This window comes from Streptomyces sp. NPDC020983 (genome assembly GCF_044333485.1).
GTDB lineage: Bacteria > Actinomycetota > Actinomycetes > Streptomycetales > Streptomycetaceae > Actinacidiphila.
The window spans coordinates 651,465-668,480 of the sequence record NZ_JBIRRA010000002.1; the positions used below are offsets into that span (position 1 = coordinate 651,465).

The window sequence follows — 17,016 nt, forward strand, 5'->3', positions numbered from 1 at the left end:
GAGTTCAGGGCGGTGGTGCGCCGGTCCCGGCGGCCGACTACCGTCCCGGGAGGGAAGCGCGTAGGGTCGACAACCGCGTCACCACGTTGGGCGAAGGAGCGTACATGGACCGCGAAGCGGTCGGCACCGCAGGTCTCGGCCGGTTGCGGGTCGAGGTCGCACAGCATGACCGCACTGCGGTCTTCACGCCTGCGGGCGAGCTGGATCATCACACCGCTGACCTGCTCAGCGAGCCGCTGGACGCGGCTCTCGACGCGGGCGCACGGCGTCTGGTGGTCGACTGCTCGCAGTTGGAGTTCTGCGACTCCACGGGGCTCAACGTACTGCTGGGCGCGCGGCTGCGAGCCGAGGCGCAGGGCGGAGCGGTGCACCTGGCCGCGATGCGGCCGACGGTGGCCCGGGTCCTGGAGATCACCGGAGCCGACGTCGTCTTCACGGTGCACGACACGCTGGACCAGGCCCTCCGCGAGTAGCGGGGACCGCAGGGCGGGGTGGCGCGACGGGCGCCACAGGTGCCCGAGCTTTCCTGGACCCCGGACGTGTTCCGGGAGATCCTTCGGGCAGAAGACAGAACGGACCCAGACGTACATCCGTGAGGTGAGGCCTTGATGAGCACAACCCGGCCCTACGCCGCGGACGACCGTGGTCCGGAGACGGGCGCAACCGGCCGGGACGGGGGTACGGACACCGTGGGCCCCGACAATGCGCGGCGGCTGCCGCTGACCGGAGAGAGCGGAATAGTGCCCCGGGCGCGGGACTTCACCCGGCAGGCGCTGCACGACTGGGGCTGGCTGCCGGCCGCCTCCGCCGACCGCAGAGCGGCCGCCGAGGACGTCCTGCTCGTGGTGTCCGAACTGGTCACCAACGCCTGCCTGCACGCCGGCGGCCCCACGGAGCTGCTGCTGCGCCGCAGCCCCAAGGCGCTGCGGATGGAGGTGCTCGACAGCGGCCCCGGCGAACCCGCCCCCCGCACCCCGCACCGCGCGGGACGCCCCGGCGGCCACGGCATGTTCATCGTCCAGCGCCTGTGCCTCGACTGGGGCGTCATCCGCAATGCCGACCGCCCCGGCAAGACCGTCTGGGCCGAACTGGCCGCCCCTCCCGCCTGACCCGGCCGCGGTCCGCCCGGGCCGTCCCCGCGGGGACCTCCCGCGCTCCCGGGTCGCGGCACCCGGCCCGGCCCCCCTGCCGCGGCGCGGCACCGCGCCGTCACTTCCTCAGCACGCGCACCAGGGCGTCCAGAGCCGCGGGGTAACCGCCCTCGCCCGGGGTGCCGAAGCCGACGACGAGTCCCTGCGGGCGGCCCGCGCCCTCCGGGACGTGCCAGTGCCCGCCCAGCGCGCCGACCGCGAGCCCCTGCGCGGCCGCCGCCCGCAGCACCTCCGCCTCGCCGGGGCCCTGAGCCGGCAGGTCCACCAGCGCCTGCAGCCCCGCCGCCACCCCCCGCACCCGCACCCACGGGCGGACGCCGCCCCCCGCGCCGAGCCCGGCCACCAGCAGGTCGCGGCGGCGCCGGTAGCGCAGCCGGGCGGCGCGCACGTGCCGGTCGTACGCATGACCGGCGATCATGTCCGCGAGCGCCAGCTGGCCGACCGCCCCGGTGTGGTAGTCGCTGTACAGCTTGGCCTGCGCGACCGGCTCCACCAGGTGCGCGGGCAGCACCATCCAGCCGAGCCGCAGCGCGGGACCGAGCGTCTTGGAGGCGGTGCCCAGGTACACCACCTGCTCGGGCGCGGTGCCCTGCACGGCGCCCACGGGCTGCCGGTCGTAGCGGAACTCGCCGTCGTAGTCGTCCTCCACGACCAGGCCGCCGGTGCGGCGCGCCCAGGCGGCCAGCGCGTGCCGCCGGGACGGGTGCAGGGTGACGCCCGTCGGGTACTGGTGCGCGGGCGTGACCACCACCGCGTCGAGCACGCCGTCGCCGTCCGGCAGCCGCGCGCCCGACGCGTCGACCGGCAGCGGCACCACGCGCCCGCCCGAGCGCCGCACCACCTCGCGGTGGAAGGGCAGCCCCGGGTCCTCCATGCCCACCACCGGCCCGCCGGGCCGCCCGCCTTCCGCCGCCAGTACCCGGGTCAGCAGCGCGAGCCCCTGCACGTAGCCGGAGACGACCACGATCCGCTCCGGGTCCGCGGCCACCCCGCGCGTCCGCCCGAGGTAGCCGGCGAGCGCGGTGCGCAGCTCCACGGTGCCGCGCGGGTCGCCGTAGTCGTAGCCGGCGGACGGGGCGGCGGCCAGGGCGCGCCGGGTGGCGCGCAGCCAGGCCGCGGTGGGGAAGGCGGTCACGTCGGGGCTCCCCGGCCGCAGGTCGTGGCGGGGCCGGGGCGCCGCGGCGGAGCGACCGCGCGGTGCGTCCCGCGGCCCCTGGGGGCGGCCCGCCACCACCGTGCCCGAGCCCTGCCGGGCGGTCAGGTAGCCCTCGGCGGTGAGCTGGTCGTACGCGGCCTTGACCGTGCCGCGCGACAGCCCCGTCTCCGCGGCCAGCCGGCGGCTCGACGGCAGCCTGCTCCCGGGGGCGAGCCGCCCCGCGCGCACCGCCTCGCGCAGGGCCTTCTCCAGCGCCGCGCGCCTCCCGTACGCCGCCCCCTCGCCCGCTCCCAGGTCCAGGTGCAGGTCCACCCCTGCGGCCCGCCCCGCGCCGGTGTCCGGGCCCGGCTCCGCCCCCGTGCCGGTCTCCCGCTCGAATGTCGAAGTGGGCCAGGATTCGTCCATGGAAGTGGACCTTATCCCGGGCCCACTGCGCGTCTACCGTCAAGGGCATGAGCACTGAGACCGCCACCCCCGAAGCCGCCGCCACGCCCGCCGCGACCCCTGCCCCCGCCCCCGTCGTCCCCGCCGTCCGGCTCGCCGTCGACCGCCTCGTGCCGCACGTCAACCGCGCCATGAACGCGCTGGACGCCGCCGCCCGCGAGGTCAGCCTGGAGGCGCCGCTGCTGGAGCTCGTACGGGCGCGCGCCTCGCAGCTCAACGGCTGCGCCTACTGCGTCGACACGCACGCCAGGGACGCCCGTGAGGGCGGCGAGAGCGAACGGCGGCTGTACGCGCTGCCGGTGTGGCGCGAGACGCCGTTCTTCACCGCGCGCGAACGGGCCGCCCTGGAGCTCACCGAGGCGGTCACCCGGCTCACCGACGGCCACGTCTCCGACGAGGTCTTCGCGCGCGCCGCCGCGGAGTTCGAGGAGACCCAGCTCGCCGAACTGATCTGGGCCGTCACCGTCATCAACGCCTGGAACAGGCTCGGCGCCACCGCCCGCCCCTGGCCGCTGGCCGCCTGAACTCCCCGCGTCCGCGCCGCCGCCGCGCCCCGCGCGCGGGGCGCCCGGGGCGGCCGGTGTACCACCACCTCGCGCCCCGGGGGTGCGGACTACCATCAAGCCCATGACCCGCGTACTTCTGGCCGAGGACGACGCATCCATCTCGGAACCCCTCGCGCGCGCGCTGCGCCGCGAGGGCTACGAGGTCGAGGTGCGCGAGGACGGACCCGGCGCGCTGGAGACGGCGCTGCTGGGCGCCGTCGACCTGGTGGTGCTCGACCTGGGCCTGCCCGGGATGGACGGCCTGGAGGTGTGCCGGCGGCTGCGTACCGAGGGCCACACCTTCCCGGTACTGGTCCTGACCGCGCGCGCCGACGAGGTCGACACCGTCGTCGGGCTCGACGCCGGCGCGGACGACTACGTGACCAAGCCCTTCCGGCTCGCCGAACTCCTCGCCCGCGTCCGGGCGCTGCTGCGGCGCGGCACCACCGAGCCCGCGCAGGCCCCGACGCACGGGGTGCGGATCGACGTCGAGTCGCACCGCGCCTGGATGGGTGACGACGAACTCCAGCTCACCGCGAAGGAGTTCGACCTGCTGCGGGTGCTGGTGCGGGACGCCGGCCGGGTCGTGACCCGCGAGCAGCTGATGCGCGAGGTGTGGGACACCACGTGGTGGTCGTCCACGAAGACGCTGGACATGCACATCTCCTGGCTGCGCAAGAAGCTCGGCGACGACGCGGCGAACCCGCGGTACATCTCCACCGTGCGCGGGGTCGGTTTCCGGTTCGAGAAGAACTGACGCGCGGCACCCGTGCGCCGCCGACTCATCTCCTCCACGCTCGCCGTGGTGCTGGCCGTCATCGCCGTCTTCGGGCTGTCCCTGGTGCTGGTGGAGTCGCGCACCATCGAGAGCAGCGCGCGCGACGGCGTCGAGTCCGAGGCGGTGCGGCTGGTCGGGATCGTGGAGAACCGCATCCTGGCCGGTGAGAGCGTCGACGCCAAGGGCCTGGACCGGCAGGTCGCCGCGGACCGCTACGCCGTGGTGCGCGTGCCGGGCCACCTGCCCGTCACCCTCGGCAGGCGCCCGCACGGCGACACCATCGCCTCCACCCAGCGCGGCGACCACGGCGAGTCGGTCACGGTGGAGCAGTCGCGCTCCACGGTGAGCCGCGAGATCTGGCGCAACGTGCTGGTGATCCTGGCCGTCGCGCTCCTTGCCGTGCTGGCCGCCGTGGGCCTGGCCGTGTGGCAGGCGCGGCGGCTCGCGAGCCCGCTCAGCGACCTGGCCGCGACCGCCGAGCGCCTCGGTTCGGGCGACCCGCGGCCGCGCCACCGCCGCTACGGTGTGCCGGAGCTGGACCGCATCGCCGACGTGCTGGACGCCAGCGCCGAGCGCATCGGGCGGATGCTCACCGCCGAGCGGCGGCTCGCCTCCGACGCCTCGCACCAGCTGCGCACCCCGCTGACGGCGCTGTCGATGCGGCTGGAGGAGATCATCGCCACCGACGACCAGGGGACGGTCAAGGAGGAGGCGTCGATCGCGCTCGGGCAGGTCGAGCGGCTGACGGACGTGGTGCAGCGGCTGCTGACCAACGCCCGCGACCCGCGCACCGGCTCGGCGGTCTACTTCGACCTCGACGAGGTCATCAAGCAGCAGGTCGAGGAGTGGCGTCCGGCCTACCGGAGCGAGGGGCGCACCATCGTCCGCTCCGGCACCCCGGCGCTGCGGGCGGTGGGCACGCCCGGCGCGGTGGCGCAGGTGCTGGCCACGCTCATCGAGAACTCGCTCATGCACGGTGCCGGCACCGTCGCCCTGCGCACCCGCGTGACCGGCAACCAGGCCGTCGTCGAGGTCACCGACGAGGGCCGCGGGGTGCCGCCGGACCTCGGGGCGAGGGTCTTCGAGCGCACCGTCAGCGGGCGCAACTCCACGGGCCTGGGCCTCGCGCTGGCCCGCGACCTGGCCGAGGCGGACGGCGGGCGGCTCGAACTGCTCCAGCAGCGCCCGCCCGTCTTCGCGCTCTTCCTGGCCCGCGAGATGCAGCCCCCGCCGCCGCGCGAGGACATCGTCAGCTGACGGCGGGCGCGGCCGGGCGGGCGGTCAGCGCGCCGAGCGCGCCCCGCCCTCGGTGCCCTCGGCCAGCAGCGACTCGGCCTCCTCGACGGCCTGCGCCATCGCCTTCTTCGCGGGCACCGTCCGGAAGACCCACGTGCGGTAGGACCAGAAGCGGAAGAGGGTGGCGAGGCCCACACCGAGGAACTTGAAGACGTTGCTCTGCAGCGTGCTGTCCCAGTGGAAGCCGTACGTCGCGACGTACAGGATGCCGTTCTCGATCACCAGTCCGGCGCAGCTGAAGGCGAGGAAGCGCCCCATCTCGCGGGCGCGGCCCTCGCGGTCCCGGTCGCGGTAGGTGAAGTAGCGGAACCCCAGGTAGTTGAAGACGATCGACACCAGGGTCGCCAGCACGCTCGCGCGCACGGTCTGCAGGCCGGTGAGGTGGCGCAGCAGGTTGTACACACCGAAGTTCACCAGCAGCCCGGCCCCGCCCACCGCTCCGAACTTCGCGATCTCGCGGTACATCAGCGCCAGCTGGGCGCGCAGGGCGTTGATTCCGCTCATGGTGATCGTTCGGGCCTGTCTGTGGGGGGTCGTCGTGACGGGTGCGTGTCCTCATGCTAACGGGCGGCGGAAGGCCGTCCCAGGGCCGTCCGGAGTCCGGGGCCCGCCGTCCGGCGGATACCCTGGTAGAGCCCACCCGGGGGACCGGCCCCCACGCACCACCGGCAGGACGCATCGTGACATTCCCCGTAGTCGGCATGGTCGGCGGCGGCCAGCTCGCGCGTATGACGCACGAGGCGGGCATCCCGCTCGGCATCAGGTTCCGGATCCTCAGCGACACCCCGCAGGACTCCGCCGCGCAGGTCGTCTCCGACGTCACCGTCGGTGACTACCGCGACCTGGAGACCCTGCGCGCCTTCGCCCGCGGATGCGACGTGATCACCTTCGACCACGAGCACGTGCCCGGCGAGCACCTGCGGGTGCTGGAGTCGGAGGGCGTCGTCGTACGGCCCGGGCCGGCCGCGCTGCTGCACGCGCACGACAAGGGTGTGATGCGCGCCCGGCTCGGCGAGATCGGCGTTCCCTGCCCGCGCAACCGCATCGTCGCCGACCCCGCGGACGTCACCCGCTTCGCCGCCGAGGGCGACGGCTACCCGGTGGTGCTCAAGACCGTGGTCGGCGGTTACGACGGCAAGGGCGTGTGGTTCGTGCGCTCCGAGGCCGACGCGGCGGACGCCTTCAAGGCGGGCGTCGCGGTGCTCGCCGAGGAACGCGTGGACTTCGTGCGCGAGCTGGCCGCGAACGTCGTGCGCTCCCCGCACGGCCAGGCCGTGGCGTATCCGGTGGTGGAGTCGGTGCAGGTCGACGGCGTGTGCGACACGGTGATCGCGCCCGCGCCCGGCCTGCCGGAGGAGCTGTCGGCGCAGGCGCAGCAGCTCGCCCTGACGGTGGCGCGCGAGCTGGGCGTCGTCGGGCACCTCGCGGTCGAGCTGTTCGAGATCCGCCGCCCGGACGGCACGGCGGCGATCCTCGTCAACGAGCTGGCGATGCGCCCGCACAACAGCGGCCACTGGACCATCGACGGCGCCGTCACCTCGCAGTTCGCCAACCACCTGCGCGCGGTGCTGGACCTGCCGCTCGGCGACCCGCGCCCGCGGGCCCCCTGGACGGTCATGGCCAACGTCCTGGGCGGCGACTACCCCGACATGTACGCGGGCTACCTGCACTGCATGGCCCGCGACCCGGGCCTGAAGATCCACATGTACGGCAAGGACGTGAAGCCCGGCCGCAAGGTGGGCCACGTCACCGCTTACGGCGCCGACCTGCCGGCGGTGCGCGAGCGCGCCCGGCACGCCGCCGACTACCTGCGAGGGACGATCGATGAGTGAAGCGCCCGCCCCGTCCGGCCACGACGCCGCGGGGCCCGCGGTCGGCATCGTCATGGGCTCGGACTCCGACTGGCCGGTGATGGAGGCCGCCGCGGAGGCGCTCGGCGAGTTCGGCGTCCCCTTCGAGGTCGACGTCGTCTCGGCGCACCGCATGCCGCGCGAGATGATCACCTACGGCGAGCAGGCCGCAGGGCGCGGGCTGAAGGTGATCATCGCGGGCGCGGGCGGTGCCGCGCACCTGCCGGGCATGCTCGCGTCCGTCACGCCGCTGCCGGTCATCGGCGTGCCGGTGCCGCTGAAGTACCTCGACGGCATGGACTCGCTGCTGTCCATCGTGCAGATGCCGGCCGGCGTCCCCGTCGCGACCGTGTCGGTGGCCGGCGCCCGCAACGCCGGGCTGCTCGCCGTCCGCATCCTGGCCGCGCACGACAGCGGGCTCCAGGAGCGGATGCGGGACTTCCAGCAGGAGCTGAACGACCAGGCCACCGAGAAGGGCCGGCGGCTGCGCGGCAAGGTGCAGGGCACGGGCGGCTTCGGCTTCGGGCAGTAGGTCCGTGCGGCGGGGCCCCGCATAGGGTGCCGGTATGGACTACCTCGCCCGCGCCCGTGACCTGCTCGCCGCCCACCCCGTCGTCGACGGGCACAACGACCTGCCGTGGGCGCTGCGCGAGCACGTCGCGTACGACCTCGACCGGCTCGACGTGTCCGCCGACCAGAGCGGCCTGCTGCACACCGACCTGCCGCGGCTGCGGGCCGGCGGTGTGGGCGCGCAGTTCTGGTCGGTCTACGTCTCGGTCGAACTGGCCGGCGCGGACGCCGTCACCGCGACGCTGGAGCAGATCGACGTCGTCCGCCGCCTCACCGAGCGCTACCCCGCCGACCTCGTGCTCGCGCTGACCGCCGACGACATGGAGCAGGCGCGCGCCCAGGGCCGTGTCGCGTCGCTGATGGGCGCCGAGGGCGGGCACAGCATCGACAACTCGCTCGGGGTGCTGCGTGCCTTCCACGCGCTCGGGGTGCGCTACATGACGCTCACCCACAACACCCGCACCGCGTGGGCGGACTCGGCGACCGACGAGCCCGCCGCGGGCGGACTGACCGCCTTCGGCGAGGAGGTCGTCCGGGAGATGAACCGGCTGGGCATGCTGGTGGACCTCAGCCACGTCTCGGCCGACACCATGCGCGCCGCGCTGCGCGTCGCCGAGGCGCCGGTGATCTTCTCGCACTCCTCGGCGCGCGCCGTCTGCGACCACGTCCGCAACATCCCCGACGACGTCCTCGCGGCGCTGCCCGGAAACGGCGGCGTGGCCATGGCCACCTTCGTGCCGAAGTTCGTGCTCCCCGCGGCCATCGAGTGGACGCTCGCGGCCGACGCCAACATGCGCGAGCACGGCCTGCACCACCTGGACACCACCCCCGCGGGGATGGCGGTGCAGCGCGCCTTCGAGGCCGCACACCCGCGCCCGCAGGCCACCGCGGCGACCGTCGCCGACCACCTGGACCACATGCGCGAGGTCGCCGGCGTCGACCACATCGGCCTCGGCGGCGACTACGACGGCACCGCCTTCACCCCGCAGGACATGGCCGACGTCACCGGTTACCCGCAGCTCGTCGCCGAGTTGCTGCGGCGCGGCTGGTCCGACGCCGACCTCGCCAAGCTGACCTGGGGCAACGCGGTGCGGGTGCTGCGCGACGCGGAAGCCGCCGCGGCCGCGATCCAGCGCCGCCGCGGCCCCTCGGCGGCGACCCTGGCGCAGCTCGACGGCTGACCGGCGGCCGCGGAGGGGGTACGCGCCCCGGGCCCGCGCCCCCTCCCGCGCCGGTCAGCCGGCCGCGCAGAGGCAGAACGGGTGCCCGGCGGGATCGGCGTAGACCCGCCAGTTGCGGGAGCCGCCGAGGTCGCCCTCCAGCAGGGTGGCGCCGAGCGCGAGGACCTTGCGCTCGGCCTCGTCCATCTCGGCCCGCGGCACCCGCACGTCCAGGTGGAACTGCTGCGGCCGCTCCGGGTCCGGCCAGGCCGGCGGCCGGAAGTCCGCCGAGAGCTGGAAGGACAGGTCCGCGCCGTCCGGGCGCTTGAGGTCGATCCACGTCTCGTCCTCGGCCTCCACCTCGCCGCCGAGCAGCTCCGCGTAGAAGGCGGCGAGCGCGGCGGGGTCGGGGCAGTCCAGGACGACGGAGATCAGCCGGCCGATCATGGTGGGTCCTTTCGGCAGGGGGGCCGCCCCGGGCCGGGCGGCGCTGTCCGTCCCCCATCATGGCCGCACCCGCCGACATCGTGCGAAGGCGGCGCGGACCTACGCGTTCGGGCGGCCCATCGCCCGGTAGGTCCAGCCGGCCTTGCGCCACAGCGCGGCGTCCAGGGTGTTGCGGCCGTCCAGCACGACACGGCCGCGCGCCACCTCGGCGAGGGCGGCCGGGTCCAGCTCGCGGAACTCGCGCCACTCGGTCAGGTGCAGCACCACGTCGGCGCCGCGGACCGCGTCCGGCGCGCTGCCGGCGTAGCCGAGGGTGGGGAAGTGCAGCCGGGCGTTCTCCATGCCCTTGGGGTCGTAGACGGTGACCTGCCCGCCCTGGAGCTGGATCTGACCGGCGACGTTGAGCGCGGGGGAGTCCCGCACGTCGTCGGAGTCCGGCTTGAAGGTCGCGCCGAGCACCGCGACGCGGCGGCCCAGGAAGCCGCCGCCCAGCGCCTCGCGGGCCATGTCGACCATCTGGGTGCGGCGCCGCATGTTGGTCGAGTCGACCTCGCGCAGGAACGTCAGCGCCTGGTCGGCGCCCAGCTCGCCGGCCCGGGCCATGAAGGCGCGGATGTCCTTGGGCAGGCAGCCGCCGCCGAAGCCGATGCCGGCCCGCAGGAACTTGCGGCCGATCCGGTCGTCGTAGCCGAGCGCCTCGGCGAGCACCGCCACGTCCCCGCCGGCCGCCTCGCTGACCTCGGCCATCGCGTTGATGAAGGAGATCTTGGTGGCGAGGAAGGCGTTCGCGGCGGTCTTGACCAGCTCGGCGGTGGGGTAGTCGGCGACGACGAAGGGCGTGCCCTCCGCCACGGGCGTGGCGTAGATCTCCCGCAGCAGGTTCTCCGCGCGCTCGCTGCGCACCCCGACCACGATCCGGTCCGGGTGCAGGGTGTCCTGCACCGCGAAGCCCTCGCGGAGGAACTCCGGGTTCCATGCGAGCTCGACGTCCTCGCCGGCCGGGGCGAGGGCGGTCAGCGTCTCCGCGAGCCGCGCCGCGCTGCCCACCGGCACCGTGGACTTGCCCACCACCAGCGCGGGGCGCCGCAGCAGCGGTGCCAGCCGGCTGAAGGCGCTCTCCACGTAGCTCATGTCGCACGCGTACTCGCCCTGCCGCTGCGGGGTGTTGACGCACACGAAGTGCACGTCGCCGAAGTCGGCGACCTCCTCCCACGACATGGTGAAGCGCAGCCGCCCGCTGGATCCCTCGATGCCGGCCACGTGCCGGGCGAGCATGTCCTCCAGGCCCGGTTCGTACATCGGCACCCGGCCCTGGGCGAGCAGCTCGATCTTGCGGGGGTCGATGTCGAGCGCGAGCACGTCGAATCCGAGCTCGGCCATCGCCGCGGCGTGCGTGGCACCGAGGTAGCCGGTGCCGATCACGGTCAGCTTGAGAGGCATGCGCCGAGCATAGTCGGCGCGGTGCCCGCCGAAAGGGGGGTGTGGCGGGCCCTTCCCGGGGCCCCTCACCCCGGCGCACCCGAGTGGCGCGAGCCGGGAAGGGGTAGGTGGCGCGGTGGCGGCCCCGTGCTGTCGTGAAGGTCACGTGCGCCGGGCTGCGGGCACGGCCCTAGGATCGTAGGATCAATCAGGTTACTTAACGGTAATTAGCACTCGGGGAGTGAGACTCTGTGGCCGGATCCTCCGACTTCGACCTTTTCCGGACCTCCGAAGAGCACGACATGCTGCGGGACGCCGTGCGCTCCCTCGCCGAGGCGAAGATCGCGCCCTTCGCCGCCGAGGTGGACGAGCAGGGCCGCTTCCCCCAGGAGGCGCGGGACGCACTGGAGGCCAACGACCTGCACGCCGTCCACGTGCCCGAGGCGTACGACGGGGCCGGCGCCGACGCGCTGTCGACCGTCATCGTGATCGAGGAGGTGGCGCGGGTCTGCGCCTCGTCGTCGCTCATCCCGGCGGTCAACAAGCTCGGCTCGCTGCCCGTGCAGCTGTCCGGCTCCGAGGAGCTGAAGGCGCGCTACCTCGGCGCGCTCGCCCGCAAGGAGGGCATGTTCTCCTACGCGCTGTCCGAGCCCGAGGCCGGCTCCGACGCGGCGGGCATGAAGACCCGGGCGGTACGCGACGGCGACAGCTACGTCCTCAACGGCGTCAAGCGCTGGATCACCAACGCCGGGGTCTCCGACTTCTACACCGTCATGGCCGTGACCGACCCCGACAAGCGCTCCAAGGGCATCTCCGCCTTCGTGGTGGAGAAGGGCGACGAGGGCGTGTCCTTCGGCGCCCCGGAGAAGAAGCTCGGCATCAAGGGCTCCCCGACGCGCGAGGTCTACCTCGACAACGTCCGCATCCCCGCCGACCGCATGATCGGCGCCGAGGGCACCGGCTTCGCGACCGCCATGCGCACCCTCGACCACACCCGCGTCACCATCGCCGCCCAGGCCATCGGCATCGCCCAGGGCGCCCTCGACTACGCCAAGGGGTACGTCGCCGAGCGCAAGCAGTTCGGCAAGGCCATCGCCGAGTTCCAGGGCATCCAGTTCATGCTCGCCGACATGGCCATGAAGCTGGAGGCCGCCCGCCAGCTCACCTACTCCGCCGCGGCCCGCTCCGAGCGCGCGTCGGCCGGCGGGAAGGACGAGGACCTCACCTTCTTCGGCGCGGCCGCCAAGTGCTACGCCTCCGACGTGGCCATGTCGATCACCACCGACGCCGTCCAGCTCCTCGGCGGCTACGGCTACACGCGCGACTACCCGGTCGAGCGCATGATGCGCGACGCCAAGATCACGCAGATCTACGAGGGCACCAACCAGGTCCAGCGGATCGTCATGGCGCGGAACCTGCCCGCGTAGCAACTCTGTAACAGCCGTTGCACGAGGGACACGAAGAGCACCCTGTCCGGGTGCTCTTTGTGTGTCTGGGGTCGAGTTGTGGTCGTTTTGTGATCAATTGACAAGCCCGCGCGGGGACTTGTAGAGCTGTGGAAGCCATCAGCCGGACGGGGGGCCGTCGGGCGAGCCGACCGGCCTCCGCCGCGCTTGTGATCCGATCCCGTGAAGGGCAGACGTGTCCATTAACCGCCGCACCGCCACAGCGGTGCGTTCCATAGGCGTTGCCGCCGCCGCCGCCGCTCTGGCGCTGGGCGTTGCAGGCAACTCGTACGCGTGCACCATCGGCGAGTTCATCCCGTCCGCGGGGTGCGACAAGGCCGACCACGGCTACATCTCCGTCGTGGACAAGGACAGCAGCACGGCCGTGGACATCACGGTCTCGCAGGGGGCGACCCCGGTCGGCTCCAAGGTCGGCGTCAAGGGCTCCGGTGAGGGCACCGAGTTCACCTTCCCGGTGGAGTGGAAGCCCGGCACCGAGTACACCGTGCACGTCGTCCGCACCGCGGGTGGCAGGAACGCGGAGGTCGGCACGACCACGCTGAAGACCCCGGACAAGGCCTGCGCGACCGACACCCCGCCCGCGCAGGGCGGCGACAACGGCGGTTCGCCCTCGCCGTCGGCCAGCGCCTCCGCCACGCCGAGCGAGAGCGCCTCCGCCGTGCCGAGCACGAGCACCAGCGCGCCGGCCGCCGCCGTCGACGACACCAACGCGCCGAAGCCGGCCGCGGGCGGCACCTCCAACCTGGCCGAGACCGGCGGCGGCAGCAACACCGGCATGATCGCCGGTGTCGCGGCCGCGCTCGTCGTGGCCGGCGGCGGCACCGTCTTCTTCCTGCGCCGCCGCAAGCCCGCCGCGCACAGCTGACGTCCCTCGCGGCGGCCCGCAGGCAAATCCCGCCGCCGCAGCGCCCGTGCCGCCACGGGTGACGACGCCGAACGCCGCAGCCCCGGGCCCTCCCTCGCAGGAGGGACCCGGGGCTGCGGCGTACGTGCGGCGGCGCCTACTTGGCGACCGTCACCTTGTCGTCGTTCTTCAGCTCGTCGAAGAGCGCCTTGGCCTTCGTCATGTCCCACTTCACGGCGTCGCCGTCGCTCGCGGTCATGTAGTTGGCGCTGGATATGGGGACGGTGAGGGACTGGCCGTCGCCGCCGCTGACGCCCTTCATCGCGAAGAACATCGACGCGAGGTTCCGCAGGCTCATGTCCTTGTCGACGATGAGGGTGTCCAGACCGGAACCGATCACCGGGTAGAGCCTGAACGGGTTGAGGATCGTCCACGGCGAGGCCGCCTGGTGGGCGATGGCCGACAGGAACTGCTGCTGGTGCCGCATCCGGCCGAGGTCCTGGTCGGCCTCCTGGTGCCGCTCGCGGACGAAGGTCAGCGCCTGCTTGCCGTTCATCGTGACGTCGCCGGCCTTCGGGAAGTCGGCGCCGGACGCCTTGTCGACCAGCGGCTTGTCCAGGTGGATGGTGACGCCGCCGAGCGCGTCGACCAGGTTGACGAAGCCGGCGAAGCCGATCTCGGCGTAATGGTCGATGTGGATGCCGGTGTTGTACTCGACGGTCCGGGTCAGCAGCTCGGGGCCGCCGTCGGCGTAGGCCTTGTTGAGCTTGTGCCGGGAGGCGGGGTAGCGCTTGTGGGTGCGCTCGCCGGTGAAGGCGGGGATGGTGACGTAGGAGTCGCGCGGCAGACTGAGCATCGTGGTGCCGTTGCCGCCGGTGTGCAGGATCATCATCGAGTCCGTGCGCCGGCCCTCGGCGGCGCCGGTGTGCAGGTCCTTCTCGTCCTCCTTGGTCAGCCCCTCCCGGCTGTCCGAGCCGACGATCAGGTAGTTCGTGCCCTTGCCGGCCGCCGGGCGGTCCTCGACCTTGCTCAGGTCGACCTCGCGCCGGACCTTGGAGTCGGCCCAGAAGTAGGTGGACACCGACACCACGAGCAGCACCACGACCAGGCCGAGCGCGGTGTAGCCGACCCGGCGCCGGGTGATCCAGCTCAGCCTGCCGCGCGGGCCGCCCCCCGGGCCGCCGTCACCGGTGGACGGCGGGCCGTAGCCGCCGCCGTCGGGCGGTCCGGACGGCCGCGGGATCGCTCCGGGCGGCAGGCGGTCGCCGCGCTGCGGGGTGCGGGTCGGCTGCGGCGGGACGCCGCCCGCGGCCGCGGCCCGGCGCGGCGACAGTTCGGGCGGCAGCGGCGGCTCGCTGCTCCGGCGCTGCTCGGTGTCATCGCTCCAACCGTTCATCCCACTCATGTCGGCCAGTGTGCCCGGGCTCGGCGTGGGACCTTGAATCCAGGGCGGTTCTGTAGCAGACCCGATGCATTCGGCCACGAGCCGCAGCCGTTTCGTAACGGACATACAGTGGTGGTCATGATCCACGCATCCGAGGGCTCCGGAACCCCCGAGCCGTCCGCGGCGCCGCAGGTCACGCAGGGTGCCGGGGGGACCGGGGACTTCCCTGCGGTCCCGGTCCTGGCCGGGAAGCCGACGTCCGCCGCCCGTATCACGCTGTCGCACATCATGAGCGCGCACGACACCAACCTGCTCGGCACCGTGCACGGCGGCGTGGTGATGAAGCTGGTCGACGACGCGGCGGGCGCGGTCGCCGGGCGGCACTCCGAGGGGCCCGCGGTCACCGGCGCGATGGACGAGATGGCCTTCCTCGAACCGGTCAGGGTCGGCGACCTGCTCCAGGTGAAGGCCCAGGTCAACTGGACGGGCAAGACGTCCATGGAGGTCGGTGTCCGGGTCGTCGCCGAGCGCTGGAACGAGGCGGGACGGCCCGCGAAGCAGGTCGCGAGCGCGTACCTGGTCTTCGTGGCGGTGGACGCCGAGGGCCGTCCGCGCGCGGTGCCGCCCGTGCTGCCGGAGACCGCGGACGACCGCCGCCGGTGCCAGGAGGCCCAGATCCGCCGCACCCACCGGCTCGCCCGCCGCCAGGCGATCCTGGAGCTGCGCAGCCGCCGCGCCGAGGCCGACACCCTGGACGACTGAGCCGGCGGGCCGCGGGGGCCCTCAGCCCGTCACGCGCACCCCACCCGGTCGCCGGTGAGCGCGCCGTCCTGCGGGCGCGTCCCCGGGTCCGGCGGCGGGGCGGTGACCGGCCGCACCCGGGCCTGCGCGAAGTCCGGCCCGAGCGTCACCCGCAGCACGGGGCCCAGCTTCGGCGTGGGCACCAGCCGCGCGCCGGGCAGCGCCACGGCGAGCGCCTTCGCCGAGTCACCCCACCGCGGGTCGAAGCGGACGACCGTGTGCGGTACGTGGGAGCGCGCCGTCGCCGGGGTGCCGGTCGTGGCGAAGCCGGTGGCGTGCAGGGCCCGCTGCGTGTCCCCGGCCAGCCCCGGCACGGCGGTGCCGTTCTCCACCGTGACCCGCACCGTCGCCGGGTCCACCGCGACGGGGGCTCCGGCCGGCGTCGCGGGGCGGGGCGGGGTGAGCGGCTCGTCCGTGCGGATCCTCGACCACAGCCGCCCGGCCTTCGCCGCGTCCCAGCGCACCGTCGAACCCAGGCCCGGGACCGGGACGCTGCTGCTGCTCAGCGGAACGGTGGCGAATTCCGACGAGCGCGGCGAGAAGCCCTTCATCGCCCGGGCCAGGCTCACCATGTCCCCGGTGTCGAGGCCGCGGTCGGCGCGGACGGAGCCCAGCACCGTGGAGACGACCCTGCTCAGCCGCAGCGGGTCGGTGAGCACGCCCTCGCTGGTGATCTTGCCCACGACCTGGGCGACGAAGCGCTGCTGGCGCTGCATCCGGCCCAGGTCGGCGGCCGGGTCGGTGTGCCGCGAGCGCACGTACTGGAGGGCCTGGCCGCCGTTCAGGACGGTGGTGCCGGCCGGCAGGTTCAGGCCCGAGTACGGGTCCTTGAGCGGCTTGGAGGTGCACACGGGGACGCCGCCGAGCACGTCGACGGTCTTCATGAAGCTCGTGAAGTCCACCTCCAGGTAGTGGTCGACGTGCACACCGGTGAGCTGCTCGACGGTCTGCACGGTGAGCTTGGGGCCGCCCTGCGCGTAGGCCTGGTTGAGCTTGGCCGGCCGGGTCGCGGCGGGGGCGGCGGGAGGCCCGGGGTCGCGCCCGGCGTCGGCCCGCGCGGCGCGGGCCGGGTCGCGCGGCGGACGGGTGCCGGGGGCGGTCGCGGGGGAGGGGAGCAGGACGTAGGTGTCGCGCGGGATGCTCACCACGCTGGCCCGCGAGCGGTCCTGCGACAGGTGCACGAGCATGATCGTGTCCGTGCAGTGGCAGGGTGCGCCGCCCAGGTGGTACTCCCGCTTCCGGCCCGGAGCGAGGCCGTCCCGGCCGTCGGTGCCGACCAGCAGGAAGTTCGTGCCCTTGCCGCCGTCCGGCCGCCCCTCCATGCCGCCGAAGGCGTCCACCCGGCCGATCGCGCCGCTCACCGAGGTGACGACGGTGTGGCCGACCCCGCTCACGGTGATGACCAGCACCGCCAGGCCGCCCACGATCCGGGTGCTGAGCCTGATCGGCGGCCGCCGTGCCGGGCGCCCGGCACGCGCGGTGGGCCTGCGGCGTGCCCCGGCGGGTTCGCGGGGCCCCGGCGCCGTCCGCCGCCCTTGCCCCCGCCCTGGCTGCGGCCGTACGGCGGTGGCGGGGTGTCGGCTGGTCGGCGGCACGGGAATCCCTCCCAGCGTTACGGGCGGCAGGACCCGTTCAGGCTAGGGACAAATACGACAGTAAGCCTTGCCCCCACGCGCTGGTGTCCCCCGTTGGCGGTAACGTTTGC

General features: G+C 74.0%; 17 protein-coding genes. 11 read left to right on the top strand and 6 right to left on the bottom strand.

The genetic code is table 11. The annotated features are described in order from the left end of the window. The first annotated feature begins 104 nt into the window (after positions 1-104). Positions 105-473: an STAS domain-containing protein gene (locus ACH4SE_RS06195; RefSeq protein WP_398542094.1), complete on the top strand. Its 369-nt coding sequence runs from the start codon at positions 105-107 to the stop codon at positions 471-473. Between the two features lie 135 nt (positions 474-608). Continuing rightward, complete coding sequence (locus ACH4SE_RS06200) at positions 609-1,109, top strand: ATP-binding protein (RefSeq protein ID WP_398542095.1); 501 nt, start codon at positions 609-611, stop codon at positions 1,107-1,109. 100 nt (positions 1,110-1,209) lie between these two features. Here the strand turns inward: ACH4SE_RS06200 and ACH4SE_RS06205 are convergent, their stop codons facing one another. Beyond that, positions 1,210-2,712, bottom strand: coding sequence for a PLP-dependent aminotransferase family protein (locus ACH4SE_RS06205; protein WP_398542096.1), 1,503 nt, complete (start codon positions 2,710-2,712; stop codon positions 1,210-1,212). A gap of 47 nt (positions 2,713-2,759) precedes the next feature. On the opposite strand from ACH4SE_RS06205, the gene ACH4SE_RS06210 reads away from it, so the two are divergent. The 3 genes from ACH4SE_RS06210 (at position 2,760) to ACH4SE_RS06220 (ending at position 5,331) form a co-directional block, all read left to right on the top strand. Continuing rightward, positions 2,760-3,275 (top strand): carboxymuconolactone decarboxylase family protein, encoded by a 516-nt coding sequence (locus ACH4SE_RS06210; RefSeq protein ID WP_398542097.1) that lies wholly within the window; start codon positions 2,760-2,762, stop codon positions 3,273-3,275. Between the two features lie 103 nt (positions 3,276-3,378). Continuing rightward, the gene (locus ACH4SE_RS06215; protein ID WP_031519470.1) at positions 3,379-4,053 is read left to right on the top strand and encodes a response regulator transcription factor; all 675 of its coding nucleotides are present in this window, start codon (positions 3,379-3,381) and stop codon (positions 4,051-4,053) included. Positions 4,054-4,065: 12 nt separating this feature from the next. Next, on the top strand, positions 4,066-5,331 hold the full coding sequence (locus ACH4SE_RS06220; protein ID WP_398542098.1) for an ATP-binding protein: 1,266 nt from the start codon (positions 4,066-4,068) through the stop codon (positions 5,329-5,331). A gap of 24 nt (positions 5,332-5,355) precedes the next feature. On the opposite strand, the gene ACH4SE_RS06225 is transcribed toward ACH4SE_RS06220, so the two are convergent. Next, positions 5,356-5,874: a GtrA family protein gene (locus ACH4SE_RS06225; protein ID WP_398542099.1), complete on the bottom strand. Its 519-nt coding sequence runs from the start codon at positions 5,872-5,874 to the stop codon at positions 5,356-5,358. A gap of 197 nt (positions 5,875-6,071) precedes the next feature. Between ACH4SE_RS06225 and ACH4SE_RS06230 the strand changes: the two genes are divergently transcribed. From ACH4SE_RS06230 to ACH4SE_RS06240, 3 genes are read left to right on the top strand one after another with little or no spacing between them, the layout of a single operon-like run. Further along, positions 6,072-7,202 carry a 5-(carboxyamino)imidazole ribonucleotide synthase gene (locus tag ACH4SE_RS06230; RefSeq protein ID WP_398542157.1) on the top strand — a complete coding sequence of 377 codons (1,131 nt, stop codon included), beginning with the start codon at positions 6,072-6,074 and terminating at the stop codon, positions 7,200-7,202. Beyond that, the gene (purE, locus tag ACH4SE_RS06235; RefSeq protein ID WP_398542100.1) at positions 7,195-7,752 is read left to right on the top strand and encodes a 5-(carboxyamino)imidazole ribonucleotide mutase; all 558 of its coding nucleotides are present in this window, start codon (positions 7,195-7,197) and stop codon (positions 7,750-7,752) included. Before ACH4SE_RS06230 ends, purE begins: the two co-directional genes overlap by 8 nt. A 34-nt stretch (positions 7,753-7,786) precedes the next feature. Next, positions 7,787-8,971 carry a dipeptidase gene (locus ACH4SE_RS06240; RefSeq protein ID WP_398542101.1) on the top strand — a complete coding sequence of 395 codons (1,185 nt, stop codon included), beginning with the start codon at positions 7,787-7,789 and terminating at the stop codon, positions 8,969-8,971. Between the two features lie 54 nt (positions 8,972-9,025). Here ACH4SE_RS06240 and ACH4SE_RS06245 read toward each other — a convergent pair whose 3' ends face one another. Continuing rightward, on the bottom strand, positions 9,026-9,397 hold the full coding sequence (locus tag ACH4SE_RS06245; RefSeq protein WP_398542102.1) for a VOC family protein: 372 nt from the start codon (positions 9,395-9,397) through the stop codon (positions 9,026-9,028). 99 nt (positions 9,398-9,496) lie between these two features. Beyond that, positions 9,497-10,837, bottom strand: a complete 1,341-nt coding sequence (locus ACH4SE_RS06250) for a UDP-glucose dehydrogenase family protein (protein WP_398542103.1) — start codon at positions 10,835-10,837, stop codon at positions 9,497-9,499. A 230-nt stretch (positions 10,838-11,067) separates the two neighbouring features. On the opposite strand from ACH4SE_RS06250, the gene ACH4SE_RS06255 reads away from it, so the two are divergent. Continuing rightward, complete coding sequence (locus ACH4SE_RS06255; protein WP_398542104.1) at positions 11,068-12,243, top strand: acyl-CoA dehydrogenase family protein; 1,176 nt, start codon at positions 11,068-11,070, stop codon at positions 12,241-12,243. Between the two features lie 214 nt (positions 12,244-12,457). Then, complete coding sequence (locus ACH4SE_RS06260; RefSeq protein ID WP_398542105.1) at positions 12,458-13,147, top strand: LAETG motif-containing sortase-dependent surface protein; 690 nt, start codon at positions 12,458-12,460, stop codon at positions 13,145-13,147. A 136-nt stretch (positions 13,148-13,283) separates the two neighbouring features. On the opposite strand, the gene ACH4SE_RS06265 is transcribed toward ACH4SE_RS06260, so the two are convergent. Next, on the bottom strand, positions 13,284-14,531 hold the full coding sequence (locus ACH4SE_RS06265; RefSeq protein WP_398542106.1) for an LCP family protein: 1,248 nt from the start codon (positions 14,529-14,531) through the stop codon (positions 13,284-13,286). A gap of 267 nt (positions 14,532-14,798) precedes the next feature. Here ACH4SE_RS06265 and ACH4SE_RS06270 point away from each other — a divergent pair, with 267 nt between their 5' ends. Beyond that, a complete protein-coding gene (locus ACH4SE_RS06270; RefSeq protein ID WP_398542158.1) occupies positions 14,799-15,272 on the top strand; it encodes an acyl-CoA thioesterase in 474 nt (157 codons plus the stop codon). A gap of 29 nt (positions 15,273-15,301) precedes the next feature. Here the strand turns inward: ACH4SE_RS06270 and ACH4SE_RS06275 are convergent, their stop codons facing one another. Next, positions 15,302-16,735: an LCP family protein gene (locus ACH4SE_RS06275; protein ID WP_398542107.1), complete on the bottom strand. Its 1,434-nt coding sequence runs from the start codon at positions 16,733-16,735 to the stop codon at positions 15,302-15,304. Between the last annotated feature and the right edge of the window lie 281 nt (positions 16,736-17,016).

What these genes read in the sequence shown, in the direction of transcription:
- ACH4SE_RS06195 (WP_398542094.1), top strand. Translation starts at nt 105, where the DNA reads ATGGACCGCGAAGCGGTCGGCACCGCAGGTCTCGGCCGGTTGCGGGTC.
- ACH4SE_RS06200 (WP_398542095.1), top strand. Translation starts at nt 609, where the DNA reads ATGAGCACAACCCGGCCCTACGCCGCGGACGACCGTGGTCCGGAGACG.
- ACH4SE_RS06205 (WP_398542096.1), bottom strand. Translation starts at nt 2,712, where the DNA reads ATGGACGAATCCTGGCCCACTTCGACATTCGAGCGGGAGACCGGCACG.
- ACH4SE_RS06210 (WP_398542097.1), top strand. Translation starts at nt 2,760, where the DNA reads ATGAGCACTGAGACCGCCACCCCCGAAGCCGCCGCCACGCCCGCCGCG.
- ACH4SE_RS06215 (WP_031519470.1), top strand. Translation starts at nt 3,379, where the DNA reads ATGACCCGCGTACTTCTGGCCGAGGACGACGCATCCATCTCGGAACCC.
- ACH4SE_RS06225 (WP_398542099.1), bottom strand. Translation starts at nt 5,874, where the DNA reads ATGAGCGGAATCAACGCCCTGCGCGCCCAGCTGGCGCTGATGTACCGC.
- ACH4SE_RS06230 (WP_398542157.1), top strand. Translation starts at nt 6,072, where the DNA reads ATGGTCGGCGGCGGCCAGCTCGCGCGTATGACGCACGAGGCGGGCATC.
- purE (WP_398542100.1), top strand. Translation starts at nt 7,195, where the DNA reads ATGAGTGAAGCGCCCGCCCCGTCCGGCCACGACGCCGCGGGGCCCGCG.
- ACH4SE_RS06240 (WP_398542101.1), top strand. Translation starts at nt 7,787, where the DNA reads ATGGACTACCTCGCCCGCGCCCGTGACCTGCTCGCCGCCCACCCCGTC.
- ACH4SE_RS06245 (WP_398542102.1), bottom strand. Translation starts at nt 9,397, where the DNA reads ATGATCGGCCGGCTGATCTCCGTCGTCCTGGACTGCCCCGACCCCGCC.
- ACH4SE_RS06250 (WP_398542103.1), bottom strand. Translation starts at nt 10,837, where the DNA reads ATGCCTCTCAAGCTGACCGTGATCGGCACCGGCTACCTCGGTGCCACG.
- ACH4SE_RS06265 (WP_398542106.1), bottom strand. Translation starts at nt 14,531, where the DNA reads ATGAGTGGGATGAACGGTTGGAGCGATGACACCGAGCAGCGCCGGAGC.
- ACH4SE_RS06270 (WP_398542158.1), top strand. Translation starts at nt 14,799, where the DNA reads ATGAGCGCGCACGACACCAACCTGCTCGGCACCGTGCACGGCGGCGTG.